The sequence below is a fragment of the Streptococcus varani genome, from assembly GCF_001375655.1.
In the GTDB taxonomy this organism is placed as follows: Bacteria; Bacillota; Bacilli; order Lactobacillales; family Streptococcaceae; genus Streptococcus; species Streptococcus varani.
Map to the genome: position 1 here is coordinate 133,020 of NZ_CTEN01000004.1, position 14,379 is coordinate 147,398.

A 14,379-nucleotide genomic window follows, 5' to 3' on the forward strand; every position below is an offset into this window, starting at 1 on the left:
TAGAAACTTTTATTTTTTCTAATCTTATGGTTTAATTTAAATGATCAAATAGAAAGGGGTATCAGCTAATGAACCCAAATGAACTCTTCGACCAAATTAAAAAAATGATCGAAAAACAAGATTTCTCTGCTGCTCAAAAATTCCTTGAAGAAAACAAAGATAATCTTGGTGATTATTTTGATAAGGCTAAAGGACTTCTTGATGGAGCTGGCGGTCTTGACGGTGTCCTCCAAAAAGTAAAAGGATTATTTGATGGAAAATAACACTCAAAGAAAAGTAAAATAGATAAGATAATACCTCTATTGATTTTCAAAGAGAATAGCCAATAAAAGACAGTTGAGATGGATACTCAAAGAGTACTCATTCTCAACTGTCTTTTCATATTTACAATCTACTATTTCTCTACCTAGCTCCTTACAGAATAAGCGGCAAGAAAACTTGAGCTAAACCAAGAAAGGCAAAATAACCAAAGGTGTCTGTTGCTGTGTGGATGAAAATCGACGAAGCCAGAGCAGGATCTTGCTTTAAGGCTTTGAGGATGAGTGGAACAAAGAAACCAAACAAGGCGCCAATACACAAGTTAATCATCATAGAGAGAACGACAACTAGAGAGAGATAGAAATTTTGATAGAACAGGAACATGGCTGTTGCTGCCACCAGTCCTGTTAACAAGCCGTTGACAGCGGCGACCTTAACTTCACCTAACACCAATTTCTTATCATCTTTTAAATTTAATTTACCAAGGGCAATACCTTGAATAACTAAGGCCAGTGTCTGCTCAGCAGAATTACCACTGATTCCGGTGATAAAAGGACTGATTGCTGCTAAGGCAACAACTTGTACGATGACGTGATCAAAGGCTGCTACCGTAGCTGAAACGATAAAAGCTGTCGCAAGGTTGACCAATAGCCCAGGTAGTCGTTTACGTAGAGAATCTACAAAGGGTGCTCCGATAGCCTCTGTTTCTTGGACGCCCCCCATCCGCAACATGTCTTCTTGATATTCTTCTTGCAAAACATCAATAATATCATCTACTGTGATGATTCCCAAAATAACCTGACGATGGTTAACAACAGGAACCATGGATAAATCATATTTGGCAAAAAGCTGTGCTACTTCTTCCTGATCTGTTTCTGGCTGAACAGCGACTACCTGATGACTCATAAAATCATTTAAAAATGCTTGAGAATCATGAATAAAAAGATCTCGTATATCAATCCAGCCAACTAGTGAAGACGTTTTATCTGTGATAAAGAGTGTATCAATGACTTCTGTATTAGGAGAAATTTCTCTCAGTTTCTCAAGGGTTTGTGAAACTGTCAAATCTTGAGGAATAGTAATAAACTCAGTGGTCATCAAACCACCGGCGCTATGAGCGTCGTAGGCCAGCATCATCTGTAGGTCTTCACGATTATCATTCTTCATCAAGCTGAGGTATTGCTTGCGCAAATCAACTTGAAGCGAACCAAGAATATCAACTACATCATCATTTGGCATGAGATTAAAGAGTTCGGTCGCTCTCTGAAAAGAGAGATTTTGGATCATGGTCCGTTGCAATGTCGGCTCTGATTCTCTTAACACTTCACTCAGAAGATCATTTTTGGCCATCTCTAAAAACTGATTAAGCACCGTTTCATCATTCAATGTTTCCAGTCCCAAAGCAATATCCACAGGGAAATGTTCCTCCAGAATATGATTTAACATCTCGTAATCTTTATTATTAATAATTTGAATTAAAATTTCTTCCATTGTCTCATCCTTTTCTATTAAATTTTATTTATCTTTTCAAATACCTAACTATTATACCATAATCCTCAATCTCCATAAAATTCTCTATAAAAATGCGAATGTTTTGAATATTTCCTCCTAATTACTCCCATTTATTTTAAAAATTTGGTATAATTTTTAATGATTATCGAATTTTAGGAGATAGTATGGATTATATTTCACAGGTTTTGCCTAGTTTACTAAACGGAAGCCTCGTAACTCTTCAGGTTTTCTTTATTGTTTTGTTACTTTCTATTCCTTTCGGAGCTATTTTAGCCTTTTTGATGCAAGTCAAATTCAAACCTCTTCAATGGCTGATAAATCTTTATGTTTTGATTATGAGGGGGACGCCTCTCCTTCTTCAATTGATTTTCCTCTACTATGTATTACCTAGAGTTGGAATTTCCTTAGAACGAATGCCGGCAGCAATCATTGCTTTCACACTGAATTATGCAGCTTATTTCGCAGAGATTTTCCGGGGAGGTATCGAAGCAATCCCGACTGGCCAATATGAAGCAGCAAAAGTACTGAAGATGACGCAATTACAGACCATTCGCTACATCATTTTGCCTCAAGTCTTTAAGATTGTCCTCCCAAGCGTTTTTAATGAAGTGATTAACCTCGTTAAGGATTCATCTCTGGTTTATGTGTTGGGAATCGCTGACTTGCTGCAAGAGAGCCAGATTGCCTCAAACCGTGATGCTAGTCTGATCCCAATGTTCTTCGCTGGAGCCATTTACTTGCTTTTGATTGGTGTAGTAACAGTTCTATCGAAACAAGTTGAAAAGAAATTTAACTACTACAAGTAAGAGGTGCCCATGTTAGAATTAATAAATATTTCAAAACGCTTTGGAAATAAGCAGATTTTCGACAATTTCAACCTAGCAGTTGAGGCAGGAAAAACACTTTCTCTTGTTGGACCTTCCGGAGGAGGAAAAACGACCCTCCTACGGATGTTGGCTGGACTTGAAAAATTAGATAGCGGTGAGATCATTTATAATGGTGAATCTGTTTCCATAAACCACTTGGAGGATGCAAACCTTCTCGGTTTTGTTTTCCAAGATTTCCAACTCTTTCCTCACTTATCTGTTATGGATAATCTCATCCTCTCCCCAACCAAGACTCTCAACATGAGTAAAACACAAGCTCAAGAAAAGGCCTTAAATCTCTTGGAACGTCTGGGACTAGCTGGTTTTGCAGATGCCTATCCCTACTCTCTTTCAGGTGGGCAAAAGCAACGTGTAGCCTTAGCTCGTGCTATGATGATTGACCCACAAATTATTGGTTATGATGAACCCACTTCTGCTCTTGATGTAGCCCTCCGACAAGAAGTTGAGAAATTAATCCTCCAAAACAAGGAAGCTGGTATCACACAGATTATCGTTACCCATGATTTGAACTTTGCAGAAAATATATCCGATCAAATTATCAAGATCAATCCAAAATAAAAGGAGATTCTAAATGAAATTAATGAAAAAGATTTTTCTAACTCTTTCCCTCGTCTTTGTTACTTTTCTTCTTGCAGCTTGTGCTAAGACGAATAAGGAAGCCAATTCAGATCAATGGGAAAACTATGAGAAAAATAAGAAAATTACTATCGGTTTTGACAACACTTTTGTTCCAATGGGCTTCAAAAATGAGCAAGGAGAAAATATTGGTTTTGATATTGATCTAGCTAATGCAGTCTTTGCAGAATATGGGATTGAGGTGGACTGGAAACCGATTACCTGGTCAATGAAAGAAGCCGAATTAGATAACGGAACAATCGATTTAATCTGGAACGGCTACTCCGTAACAGAAGAACGCAAACAAAAAGTGCTCTTCTCAGATGTCTATATGGAAACCGAAGAAGTTTTAATCGTCAAGAAGGATTCTGGTATTACTAAACTTTCGGACATGACTGGTAAAATTATCGGGGCACAAGCAGCTTCATCTGGTTATGAAGCATTTATTAGTAATCCCAAAGTACTCAAGGATATCGTAAAAGACAAAGATGCTGCACAATACCCTACCTTTACCCAAGCCTTTATCGACTTGGAAAACAACCGTATCGATGCCCTTTTGGTGGATAAGGTCTATGCTAACTACTACTTGGCTCAGAAAGATGAAACTGAAAATTACCACGTCATTTTAGCTGATTTAGAAAGTGGTGACTTCGCAGTTGGTGCCAGAAAATCAGATGTAACCCTAGTGAAGAATATCAATCAAGGGTTCAAAAAACTTTACAAAGATGGTAAATTCCAAGAAATCTCAGAAAAATGGTTTGAAGAAGATACCGCTTCTCCAGCTGTTAAGGGAGAATAAGATACGAATCTACTCGAACTCTTTCAGGTTGAAGAAAAAGTCTATTTTAGACAATTTCTTCAACCATTTTTATTACCCAAATTAAAACAACAATAAAAAGCACTCTAGGATAGACTCCTAAAGTGCTATGAATCAAGGTTTTTACACCTTTAATCTAGAATTAGATTATTTTTTCAAGTTGTAGAATGCTTGCAAGCCTTTGTAGACTGCAACTTCACCAAGTTGATCTTCAATACGAAGCAATTGGTTATATTTAGCGATACGGTCAGTACGTGACAATGAACCTGTCTTGATTTGACCAGCGTTTGTTGCAACTGCAATGTCCGCGATTGTTGAATCTTCTGTTTCACCTGAACGGTGTGATACAACTGCAGTGTAGCCAGCTTCTTTAGCCATTTCAATAGCTTCAAAAGTTTCAGTAAGAGTACCGATTTGGTTTACTTTGATCAAGATTGAGTTAGCAGCGTTTTCTTTGATACCACGTGCAAGGTAGTCAGTGTTTGTAACGAAGAAGTCGTCACCAACCAACTGAACTTTTTTACCAAGACGTTCAGTAAGAGCTTTCCAACCATCCCAGTCATTTTCATCCATACCATCTTCGATAGTAACGATTGGGTATTTGTTAACCAACTCTTCAAGGTAGTCAATTTGCTCTGCAGAAGTACGTACAGCAGCACCTTCACCTTCAAATTTAGTGTAGTCGTATACTTTACGTTCTTTGTCGTAGAATTCTGATGAAGCACAGTCAAAACCAATCATGATGCCGTTTTCGCCAGCTTCGTAACCAGCAGCTTCGATAGCAGCGATGATTGTTTCAACACCATCTTCAGTTCCTTCGAACTTAGGAGCGAAACCACCTTCGTCACCAACAGCTGTTACCAAACCACGTGATTTAAGAATTTTCTTCAAAGCGTGGAAGACTTCAGCACCCCAACGAAGACCTTCTTTGAAAGTTGGCGCGCCAACTGGCAAGATCATGAATTCTTGGAAAGCGATTGGTGCGTCTGAGTGAGAACCACCGTTGATGATGTTCATCATTGGAGTTGGAAGAAGTTTAGTGTTGAATCCGCCAAGGTAAGTGTAAAGTGGCACTTCAAGGAAATCAGCAGCTGCACGAGCAACAGCGATCGATACACCAAGAATTGCGTTTGCACCTAATTTACCTTTATTAGGAGTTCCGTCCAATTCGATCATAGCACGGTCGATAGCTTGTTGTTGAGTTACATCAAAACCGATGATTGCTTCAGCGATAATGTTATTTACATTGTCAACAGCTTTTTGTGTACCAAGACCAAGGTAACGAGATTTGTCACCATCGCGAAGTTCTACTGCTTCGTGCTCACCTGTAGATGCTCCTGATGGAACCATACCACGGCCGAAAGCACCAGATTCAGTGTAAACTTCTACTTCAAGTGTTGGGTTACCGCGTGAGTCAAGGACTTCGCGAGCGTAAACGTCAGTAATAATTGACATGTTATTACTCTCCTTTGAGTTTTTATTTATTACATTACTATCATACTGTAAAAATGCCTTTTTTTCAAGGAAAAATACACTAGAGGTCCATGAAAACGTTTGCCACTAGTAGCTTTCCAAATAATTATGGTACAATGCAAGTATGACTGATTTACAAAAAACTATTTTACAAAAAGCCAGTGGTGAAAGCCGTCTAGACCCAGACCAACAAAGACTTTATATGGGGACCTTTCGAGAACGTGTTCTGCTAACCATCTCCTCCTCCCAAGCTCTTTCAAAGGAATTTCAAAATAATTTTTCTCCTATTTGCCAGGAATTAAGTAAAAAATATGCACAAGTCTTTCTAAAAATTTCTCCAAACTTATCCGATTCTCTTCAAATATCTCTCATGAAGGAAGCTCAAGATTTACACTTAATAACTACGATTGTAGATGAGAAATCGGCAGATAGCCCCTTTGCTCTTGTCTTTCATACAGACCACGCGGTAGATCTTATGAACATCACATTGGAAGAACAATTTCCTCAAAGAATCACAGAAAATAAGGAAGAAAGCAAGGAACCCAAAAAAGGATTTTGGCAGAAAGTATTTGGCAAGTGAAAGATAAATAAAAGGCTTAAGAGCATTTTTCAAGCATGTTCTTAAGCCTTTTTGAGTGTATACAAAAAGTCCCATATGACCTATAATGAAAAGCGACAAAACCATCATTTTAGAAAGACTCATATGGAACAATTTGATTTTATCACAAACTTACTTGGAATAAAAGACCCTAATATCACCATTTCAGATTATGTGGACGCTGGAACTCATAAAGAAGTCATCGCTAAACTTGACTATCCGGCTCCTAAATGCCACAACTGTCATGGTCAGATGGCTAAATATGACCTCCAAAAAGAATCTAAAATCCCCTATCTGGAATGTGCTGGATATAAGACCTTAATTCGTTTAAGGAAACGTCGTTTTCGTTGTCAGGATTGCGGAAAAATAGCTGTCGCAGAAACTTCTCTGGTCAAGAAGAATCATCAAATACCAGCTATTGTTAACCATAAGATTGCTCAAAAGCTGATTGAGAAAGCTTCTATGACAGACATCGCTGAATGCTTGGCCGTATCCACTTCAACAGTCATTCGCAAACTCAAGGAGTTCCAATTCAAGACTGACCTAACTTGGCTCCCAGCTCACATGAGCTGGGATGAATATAGTTTCAAGAAGGGCAAAATGAGCTTCATCGCACAAGATTTTGACTCGCTTACTATCTTAGCTATTCTAGATGGACGAACACAAACGACCATTCGCAATCACTTCCTCCGCTATTCCAGACAGGTGAGAAACCGAGTCAAAGTCATCACTATGGACATGTTTAGTCCTTACTACGATATCGCTAAAAAATTATTTCCAAACGCTAAAATTGTCCTCGATCGCTTTCATATCGTCCAACATATGAGTCGGGCCATGAACCATCTGCGCATCCAAATCATGAAGCAGTTTGACAGAAAATCTCATGAATACAAGGCGCTAAAAAGCTACTGGAAACTCATTCAACAGGATAGCCGTAAACTCAGCGATAAACGCTTTTATCGCCCTACTTTTCGGATGCATTTAACCAACAAAGAGATTCTTAAAAAACTACTTTCTTACTCGCAGGAACTTCGAGAACACTATGAACTTTACCAACTATTGCTTTTTCATTTTCAAAAGAAGCAAGCTGAACATTTTTTTGACAGAAAATCTCATGAATACAAGGCGCTAAAAAGCTACTGGAAACTCATTCAACAGGATAGCCGTAAACTCAGCGATAAACGCTTTTATCGCCCTACTTTTCGGATGCATTTAACCAACAAAGAGATTCTTAAAAAACTACTTTCTTACTCGCAGGAACTTCGAGAACACTATGAACTTTACCAACTATTGCTTTTTCATTTTCAAAAGAAGCAAGCTGAACATTTCTTTGACCTCATTGAGGAGCTGCTTCCCAGCGTAAATCCCATCTTTCAAACTATTTTTAAAACCTTTTTGAAGGATAAGGACAAGATCATTAACGCATTAGAACTCCCCTATTCAAACGCCAAACTAGACGCTACTAACAACCTCATCAAAGTCATTAAGCGTAATGCCTTTGGTTTCCGGAACTTTGACAACTTTAAATTAAGAATTCTCATCGCTTTGAACATCAAAAAGAAGAGAACCAAGTTGGTCCTCTCCAGGTTATGACTTTTCAGCAACCCACTACAGTTGACAAAGAGCCCAAAAATGAAGTTTGTCTACAATCTGAGACTCGGTTAAACCGAGTCTTTTTAAGGAATTACTAATCTTCAGGATTCCTAAACCAATCTGCTTCTTCCTTTGTCAATTTGAGTCGAAGATCACCTAAAATAGGTAAGGCTTCAATCAATAAATAGTCATAATTGGCAAAAATTTTCATGTTAATTTCTTGATTTGATTTCTCTTTGAGAACAAAACGATAGGCTAATTGGGCATCTTCAGGGACTTGATCAAAGAGTTCTACACTATCTACATCTACGGAATCTTGACTAGCATATTCAGAAAATTTTTCAACTATAGCTTGATCATGAAGAGTCATGACTTACTTGTCGGCAGCATCATATACCACTATGGACTGAGTGGATGGAGAGTTTAACTCATCAACCGATTGCAGTTTGCAAGCAGTCAGCAAGAAGCAAGTAGATAAGATGCTGACAATTAATAAGAATCGTTTCATAAGAGAGCTCCTTAAAAGAAATAGCTAATTATTCGTAACGGAGAGCTTCAATTGGGTCCAGTTTAGACGCCTTATTGGCCGGTAAGACACCAAAGACGATACCGACTGCCGCTGAAAAGGCTAGGCTACCAAGCACAACCGGAGCAGAAATAACGGCTGTTATATCCGAACCGAGTGGTTTCAAAATATTGACTACAAAGACTAGAAGTTGGGCTAGGCCTAAACCAATCAGACCTCCTAGGGTTGTTAATACTATAGCTTCAATCAAGAATTGATTGAGAATATTACTCCGAGTGGCTCCAAGGGCCTTACGCAAACCAATTTCACGAGTACGCTCAGTAACCGATACCAGCATAATATTCATGACACCAATACCACCAACTAGAAGCGAAATCCCTGCAACAGCACCGATGAACATGGTCACGCCGCCCATCGTTTGATTGATTTCCTCTAATATTTTAGACATATCAAAAATTTGATAGCTAGCTGTCTTTAAACCAGTTGCTTTTGTCAAATAATCTGCGGCGGCCTGACCTACCTCGCTAGAACGAGAAACATCTTTCACATGAACATAAACCATGCCATTTTCTTTGACGCCTTCTTCAGCAGAGATTTGAGTATTGGTCATGATGGCATTCCCACCGGATTTCATCCCATACATTGCAGTCCCGGCATTAGGATCTTCATAAACACCAACAACTAGATAAGATTTATTTTTCACACTAACTGTCTGGTTAAGTGCCGTTTTAGCATCACCAAAAAGTTTTTCTGCTAACTTTTTGTCTAACATGATAATGCGGGCAAATTTACTATAGTCATTAAGGGAGAACTTACGACCGGCAATTATTTCAAATTTTTTAACATCAAAAAAAGTTCTGCTGGCACCCGTAATATTGACATTTTCAGCTTTATGCTTACCAAAATTAATCTCAGCGATGGATTGATTGGTCGTGTAAAAGTTATCAACACCATCAATGCTTAAGAGGCCATTAAGAATATTATCTGTCAGGGTCGGTTCAGCTTCTTGGGAAATTTCTTCGTAGACCATCCCCGACATCATGCCATCTCCGACTTGCTCACTTTGTGTTGTGGAGAAATAAACTTCTACATCTTTTTTATCGCCACCCAATGAGTTTTCAACACTTTGTTTCATCCCACTTCCTAGAGCAACGATTACTACAACAGCTGATACCCCAATAATGATACCTAGCATGGTTAACAGCGAACGCATCTTATGGGCAAGGATGGATTTAAGGGCAAATTTCCAATTTTCCATTAATAGACCTCCTTGCGATGATCTTCAGTGATAACACCATCACGTAAAACAATTTTCCGGTTGGCATATTCTGCAATCTCTGGCTCATGGGTAACCATGATAATGGTTCTTCCTTCGCGATGTAAGGCTGTCAAGAGTTCCATGATTTGATTCCCTGTCTTAGTATCCAAGGCACCAGTTGGTTCATCGGCAAGGATAATTGAAGGGTCATTGACCAAGGCTCGAGCAATGGCTACACGTTGTTTCTGACCGCCGGATAATTCTGATGGAAGGTGGTGCATCCGCTCAGTCAATTCAACTTTTTCCAAAAATTGCTTGGATAATTCTTGACGTTTGCTGGATGCTACGCCAGCATATATGAGAGGTAATTCAACATTTTGTAGGGCATTTAGTTTTGAAAGAAGAAAGAATTGTTGGAAGACAAAACCAATTTGATGGTTCCGAACTTTAGCTAGCTTCTTCTCAGAAAGATGGCTTACTTCCGTGTCTTCTAGAATATATTCTCCAGAACTAGAGCGGTCAAGTAAACCGATAATATTCATGAGCGTAGACTTCCCAGACCCTGATGGCCCCATGATAGCCACAAACTCCCCTTCTTCAACTTCTAAATGAATATCCTTGAGAACGCGTAGTTCCTGATCTCCATTTTTATAGCTCTTATTAATGTTACTTAGCTTGATCAGTTGTTTCTTCAACAGCTTTCACCTCTTTTCCATCCTCCAAATCAGCACTTGGATTTGAAATAACTTGGTCGCCAGCCACTAAACCTGAAGTAACTTCCTGATGAACTGCATCTGCACCTCCTAAGGTCACTTCTACACGCTTAGCTTTTCCATCAACCATGGTCCAAACATACTGCTTATCGTCTTTAGTTACTACAGCAGTTACTGGAACTAGAATAGATTTTTTGTTGTTGATGACTTCAATATTGACTGAAAAACCTTGCTTAAGTGGTCCAACTTCACTGGTAAGCGCAATTTTGAATGGATATTTTGCATTGGAAGACGAGCTAGATCCAGCTGCACTTGGGCTAGCTGCTCCATTTGCTTCTGGATAGTTAGAGATGTAGGTAATCTTACCAGCCCAAGATTGATCTGGATAAACTTTTGAAGTCAATTTAACTTCTTGATCAACAGCCATATTGGCTAGGTCATATTCTGACAGCGTTCCGACAACTTGCAAGCTACCTTGATTGACAATATGAACAACTGTTTGACTGCTAGCATTCGATTTTGAAACTGATTTATTTATTTCCACAACTGTACCAGCAACATTGCTGAGTACGGTCGTTTCGTTGAGAGCAGCTTGAGCTTTGTCAATATTGGTTTGCGCATCTGCATAAGCATCGTTCAAATCTTGAAGTTGCAAATCTACAGATCGCTGTGCTGAAGAAACTGTTTTGTTATCGACAGAATCATCCCCTGACAATTCAACAGTCTGACCATTGGTTCGTAAGTCATAAATTTGACGACCGATTTTATCTCGTGAACGGACTGCCATATCTAAATTGGCTTGCAATTCACCTGTATCGTATTGAACCAAGGCTTGACCAGCTGCTACCTGATCCCCCACCTTTACTTTGATTTCAGAGATATTACCTTTGGTCGCATCATAATAAATATATTGTTCATCAGCTGCTTCTACCGTTCCAGCTAGAAGAGTAGTAGAGGCGATGGACCCTTCATTGACTGTAGTATAGTAGAGTTTTCCTTCAGCTGAATCGGTCGCTGATTTTCCGCCCCCACCATTTACTAAGAGCATGGCACCGGCAATCACAGCCACTGCAACTAGACCCAAGCCTGAAAATAAAGCAATCTTTGCTTTTTTTGTTTTAAACATGATATGATTCTCCTTTAGCAAGTTTTATGTTTTTAAAAACAATTACTTGTATTATTTATATAATACACAAACACATTTAAAAAATCAAGTGTTTTATGATACTATTTTACAAAAAATATCGAAATACTGCCCTTACAGTTTTGTAAGAAAGAGCTATCGTAGCAAATTTTTGCAGGAAGAAATAAAAAAAGCTAGAATGAAAGAAAGCAGAATCAATAAGGAACAAATTATAGGAGGAAATTAGATGAAAAAATTTGATATGATCTCAATTGGCGGTGGTTCCGGAGGCATTGCAACAATGAACCGAGCTGGTGAACATGGGGCAAAGGTCGCTGTCATTGAAGGCAATCTTTTAGGTGGAACTTGTGTAAATATAGGTTGCGTTCCCAAAAAGATTATGTGGTATGGAGCCAATATCGCTGAAGCTATTCACACGTACGGACCAGAATACGGTTTCAATGCCCAAAATGTCCACTTCGACTTCTCTATTCTCAAAAAAAATAGAGATGCCTATATTGAACGTTCTCGTTCATCCTATGACACTTCTTTCAAGCGCAATCATGTCCAATTGATTGAAGGTTATGCTAAGTTTGTTGATGCCCACACTGTCGAAGTCAATGGTGAATTGATTTCCGCTGATCGGATTCTTATCGCAAGCGGGGCACGTCCCGATATACCAAACATACCAGGTAAAGAATATGGAGTTGTCTCCGATGATATTTTTGAATGGGATGAGCTCCCTAATTCTCTAGCCGTTATTGGAGCCGGCTACATCTCCGTGGAAATAGCTGGTCTCATGCACCATCTAGGAGTCAAAACGGATCTCTTTGTTCGCAAAGAAGCTCCACTTCGTAGTTTTGATCCCTATATCGTTCAGTCTTTAGTAGAGGAAATGGAAAAGACAGGGCTGCAACTTCACACCTATAAAATTCCTCTTAAGTTAGAAAAGTTAGACGATGGCCTGCTAGAAGTGACCTTTGAGGATGGAAGCACACATAGAGCAGAAAAGGTTCTTTGGGCTATTGGACGCCGACCAAATATTGATCAACTCAATCTCGAAGCTGCTGGTATCAAACTTACTGAGGATGGCTATATCGCTGTCACCGAGTACCAAGAAACTAATGTTCCAAGTATCTACGCCCTTGGTGACGTAACTGGTAAAATCGAGTTAACTCCAGTTGCTATTAAGACTGGGCGACTCTTATCAGAACGACTTTTCAATGGTAAAACAAATGCTAAAATGGACTTTCAGATGGTTCCGACTGTTATCTTTTCACATCCAGCTATTGGAACAGTTGGTTTAACTGAAGCTGAAGCTATCAAAGAATACGGACAAGAAAACATTAAAATCTACACCTCTGCTTTCACCTCTATGTATACTGCTATGGATAATCACCGCCAAATGGCTAAGTTCAAACTCATTACCGCAGGTTCAAAAGAGCATATCGTTGGACTACATGGTATTGGTTATGGAGTGGATGAAATGATTCAAGGCTTCGCAGTCGCTATGAAAATGGGAGCAACTAAAGAAGACTTTGACGCTACCGTAGCTATCCACCCAACTGGATCTGAAGAGTTTGTAACCATGAGATAAAGAATTTTAAAATAGTAGCTGATTCTTTATTGGAGAGAGTTATCACAGACAATTTTTCAACAAACAGTTCCTGCTTTCATCGCTCCTTAGACAACCGTCAAATATTCTGGATATACAAGCATTAAATTAAACAGAAAAAGCCAAGCTAAAACTTGGTTTTTATCTTTTTTGTAAGAGCTTTTGCTAGCACTTCATAACCCAAGCTACCAAAATGCAAGCCATCATCTTGGAGTCCTTTTAAGATCTGCTCGACCGGATAGGAGCTTTGTCTAAAAACTTCTTGCATGGAGATGAAATCGAAACTAAATTCTTTGGCAACTTTTTCAATAATTTCACTGTAATAGTTTACTAGACGATTTGTTCTCGTTACCTGTTTGCTTTCATCTACTGGAGCCGGGCCAAGAAAGATAATTTGACTTGAATTATACTGTTTTAATAATAGCTTAGCAATATTTCTTAAATTGTCTTGAAATTCACCAAGAAAAACCTGCTTATGAGTGGCTAAGTCGTTGGCTCCAATCCAAACAAAGACCAAATTCGCTCCAGAAATCTGCTTCTTCTGCAGCTTTTCTAATAAGTCAAAACTATTATCACCAGATTGAGCTAAATTTTGAATCTTTACACCAGATAAAATTTTTTTGAGAGAAAAATTGATATGAGGTTCTTCTAGACCTTCATATCTAGCAAAGAGGCTATCACCTAATAGTAGAATCTTCATAATTTTTCCTTTTTTATTTCCCTTTATCCGATAAAATTTTTTAAAGTAAGAACCCGAATTGTTACAACGGATAGAGATTTCTTGACTTATGAGTCAGGGGGTATTATAGTATAGTTAACTTATTTTTAAAAAGAGGGTAACAAAACATGACACAAACTTCAACACGATCTCTAAGCTACATAGCTATCGGTGCTGCCTTGATTGCTGTTCTTTCGCAAATCATTATTCCAGCAGGTCCTGTTCCTTTTACCTTACAGACTACAGCAGTCGGTTTGATTGCTAGTCTTTACAAATTAAAAGAGGCCAGTTTGAGTGTCATTTTCTATCTCTTACTAGGGGCAATCGGTCTTCCGGTATTTGCTGGTGGTAGCAGTGGTTTCCAAGCTCTTTTCGGAGCGACAGGCGGATTTCTTTGGGGATTTATCCTCTACGGATTTGTAACCGGTAGATTAACAAATTCACGGTCTTCTTTTTTAAGACTCTTTGTTGCCAATAGTCTTGGTATCACATTGCTTTTACTAAGTGGGGCAATCTATTTTAAATTCTTCACACAAGCTTCGTGGTCAGACACTTTGGCCTGGACCATTACACCTTTCATCATGACTAGTCTGCTTCAAATACTCTTCATCATTCTAGTGGTCAAGAGCTTGCGACCAGTACTCAAAAAAGAGACTTTCTTTCAATAAAGCCT

General features: G+C 38.8%; 15 protein-coding genes. 8 read left to right on the plus strand and 7 right to left on the minus strand.

The annotated features are described in order from the left end of the window. Positions 1 to 68 precede the first annotated feature (68 nt). Complete coding sequence (locus BN1356_RS09250) at positions 69 to 263, plus strand: hypothetical protein (RefSeq protein ID WP_093651108.1); 195 nt, start codon at positions 69 to 71, stop codon at positions 261 to 263. 151 nt (positions 264 to 414) lie between these two features. On the opposite strand, the gene mgtE is transcribed toward BN1356_RS09250, so the two are convergent. After that, the gene (mgtE, locus tag BN1356_RS09255; RefSeq protein WP_093651109.1) at positions 415 to 1,749 is read right to left on the minus strand and encodes a magnesium transporter; all 1,335 of its coding nucleotides are present in this window, start codon (positions 1,747 to 1,749) and stop codon (positions 415 to 417) included. Positions 1,750 to 1,934: 185 nt separating this feature from the next. Between mgtE and BN1356_RS09260 the strand changes: the two genes are divergently transcribed. From BN1356_RS09260 to BN1356_RS09270, 3 genes are read left to right on the plus strand one after another with little or no spacing between them, the layout of a single operon-like run. Continuing rightward, positions 1,935 to 2,576: an amino acid ABC transporter permease gene (locus BN1356_RS09260; RefSeq protein WP_093651110.1), complete on the plus strand. Its 642-nt coding sequence runs from the start codon at positions 1,935 to 1,937 to the stop codon at positions 2,574 to 2,576. A gap of 9 nt (positions 2,577 to 2,585) precedes the next feature. Beyond that, positions 2,586 to 3,215: an amino acid ABC transporter ATP-binding protein gene (locus BN1356_RS09265; protein ID WP_093651111.1), complete on the plus strand. Its 630-nt coding sequence runs from the start codon at positions 2,586 to 2,588 to the stop codon at positions 3,213 to 3,215. A 13-nt stretch (positions 3,216 to 3,228) separates the two neighbouring features. Next, the gene (locus tag BN1356_RS09270; RefSeq protein ID WP_093651112.1) at positions 3,229 to 4,071 is read left to right on the plus strand and encodes an amino acid ABC transporter substrate-binding protein; all 843 of its coding nucleotides are present in this window, start codon (positions 3,229 to 3,231) and stop codon (positions 4,069 to 4,071) included. A 165-nt stretch (positions 4,072 to 4,236) separates the two neighbouring features. Here the strand turns inward: BN1356_RS09270 and eno are convergent, their stop codons facing one another. Then, positions 4,237 to 5,544, minus strand: coding sequence for a surface-displayed alpha-enolase (eno, locus tag BN1356_RS09275; protein WP_093651113.1), 1,308 nt, complete (start codon positions 5,542 to 5,544; stop codon positions 4,237 to 4,239). Between the two features lie 142 nt (positions 5,545 to 5,686). On the opposite strand from eno, the gene BN1356_RS09280 reads away from it, so the two are divergent. Further along, a complete protein-coding gene (locus BN1356_RS09280; RefSeq protein ID WP_093651114.1) occupies positions 5,687 to 6,142 on the plus strand; it encodes a YueI family protein in 456 nt (151 codons plus the stop codon). A gap of 123 nt (positions 6,143 to 6,265) precedes the next feature. After that, the gene (locus tag BN1356_RS09285) at positions 6,266 to 7,753 is read left to right on the plus strand and encodes an ISL3 family transposase (RefSeq protein WP_093651115.1); all 1,488 of its coding nucleotides are present in this window, start codon (positions 6,266 to 6,268) and stop codon (positions 7,751 to 7,753) included. A gap of 94 nt (positions 7,754 to 7,847) precedes the next feature. Here the strand turns inward: BN1356_RS09285 and BN1356_RS09290 are convergent, their stop codons facing one another. The 4 genes from BN1356_RS09290 to BN1356_RS09305 form a co-directional block, all read right to left on the minus strand. Further along, positions 7,848 to 8,123 carry a hypothetical protein gene (locus BN1356_RS09290; protein ID WP_093651116.1) on the minus strand — a complete coding sequence of 92 codons (276 nt, stop codon included), beginning with the start codon at positions 8,121 to 8,123 and terminating at the stop codon, positions 7,848 to 7,850. Between the two features lie 166 nt (positions 8,124 to 8,289). Beyond that, positions 8,290 to 9,537 (minus strand): ABC transporter permease, encoded by a 1,248-nt coding sequence (locus tag BN1356_RS09295; RefSeq protein ID WP_093651117.1) that lies wholly within the window; start codon positions 9,535 to 9,537, stop codon positions 8,290 to 8,292. Beyond that, complete coding sequence (locus tag BN1356_RS09300; RefSeq protein WP_093651118.1) at positions 9,537 to 10,232, minus strand: ABC transporter ATP-binding protein; 696 nt, start codon at positions 10,230 to 10,232, stop codon at positions 9,537 to 9,539. Before BN1356_RS09300 ends, BN1356_RS09295 begins: the two co-directional genes overlap by 1 nt. After that, positions 10,204 to 11,376 (minus strand): efflux RND transporter periplasmic adaptor subunit, encoded by a 1,173-nt coding sequence (locus BN1356_RS09305; RefSeq protein ID WP_093651119.1) that lies wholly within the window; start codon positions 11,374 to 11,376, stop codon positions 10,204 to 10,206. Before BN1356_RS09305 ends, BN1356_RS09300 begins: the two co-directional genes overlap by 29 nt. Before the next feature lie 244 nt (positions 11,377 to 11,620). Here BN1356_RS09305 and gorA point away from each other — a divergent pair, with 244 nt between their 5' ends. Continuing rightward, the gene (gene gorA, locus BN1356_RS09310) at positions 11,621 to 12,970 is read left to right on the plus strand and encodes a glutathione-disulfide reductase (protein ID WP_093651120.1); all 1,350 of its coding nucleotides are present in this window, start codon (positions 11,621 to 11,623) and stop codon (positions 12,968 to 12,970) included. Positions 12,971 to 13,115: 145 nt separating this feature from the next. Here gorA and BN1356_RS09315 read toward each other — a convergent pair whose 3' ends face one another. Further along, the gene (locus BN1356_RS09315; RefSeq protein WP_093651121.1) at positions 13,116 to 13,688 is read right to left on the minus strand and encodes a GDSL-type esterase/lipase family protein; all 573 of its coding nucleotides are present in this window, start codon (positions 13,686 to 13,688) and stop codon (positions 13,116 to 13,118) included. 146 nt (positions 13,689 to 13,834) lie between these two features. On the opposite strand from BN1356_RS09315, the gene BN1356_RS09320 reads away from it, so the two are divergent. Continuing rightward, positions 13,835 to 14,374: a biotin transporter BioY gene (locus BN1356_RS09320; protein WP_093651122.1), complete on the plus strand. Its 540-nt coding sequence runs from the start codon at positions 13,835 to 13,837 to the stop codon at positions 14,372 to 14,374. Positions 14,375 to 14,379 lie beyond the last annotated feature (5 nt).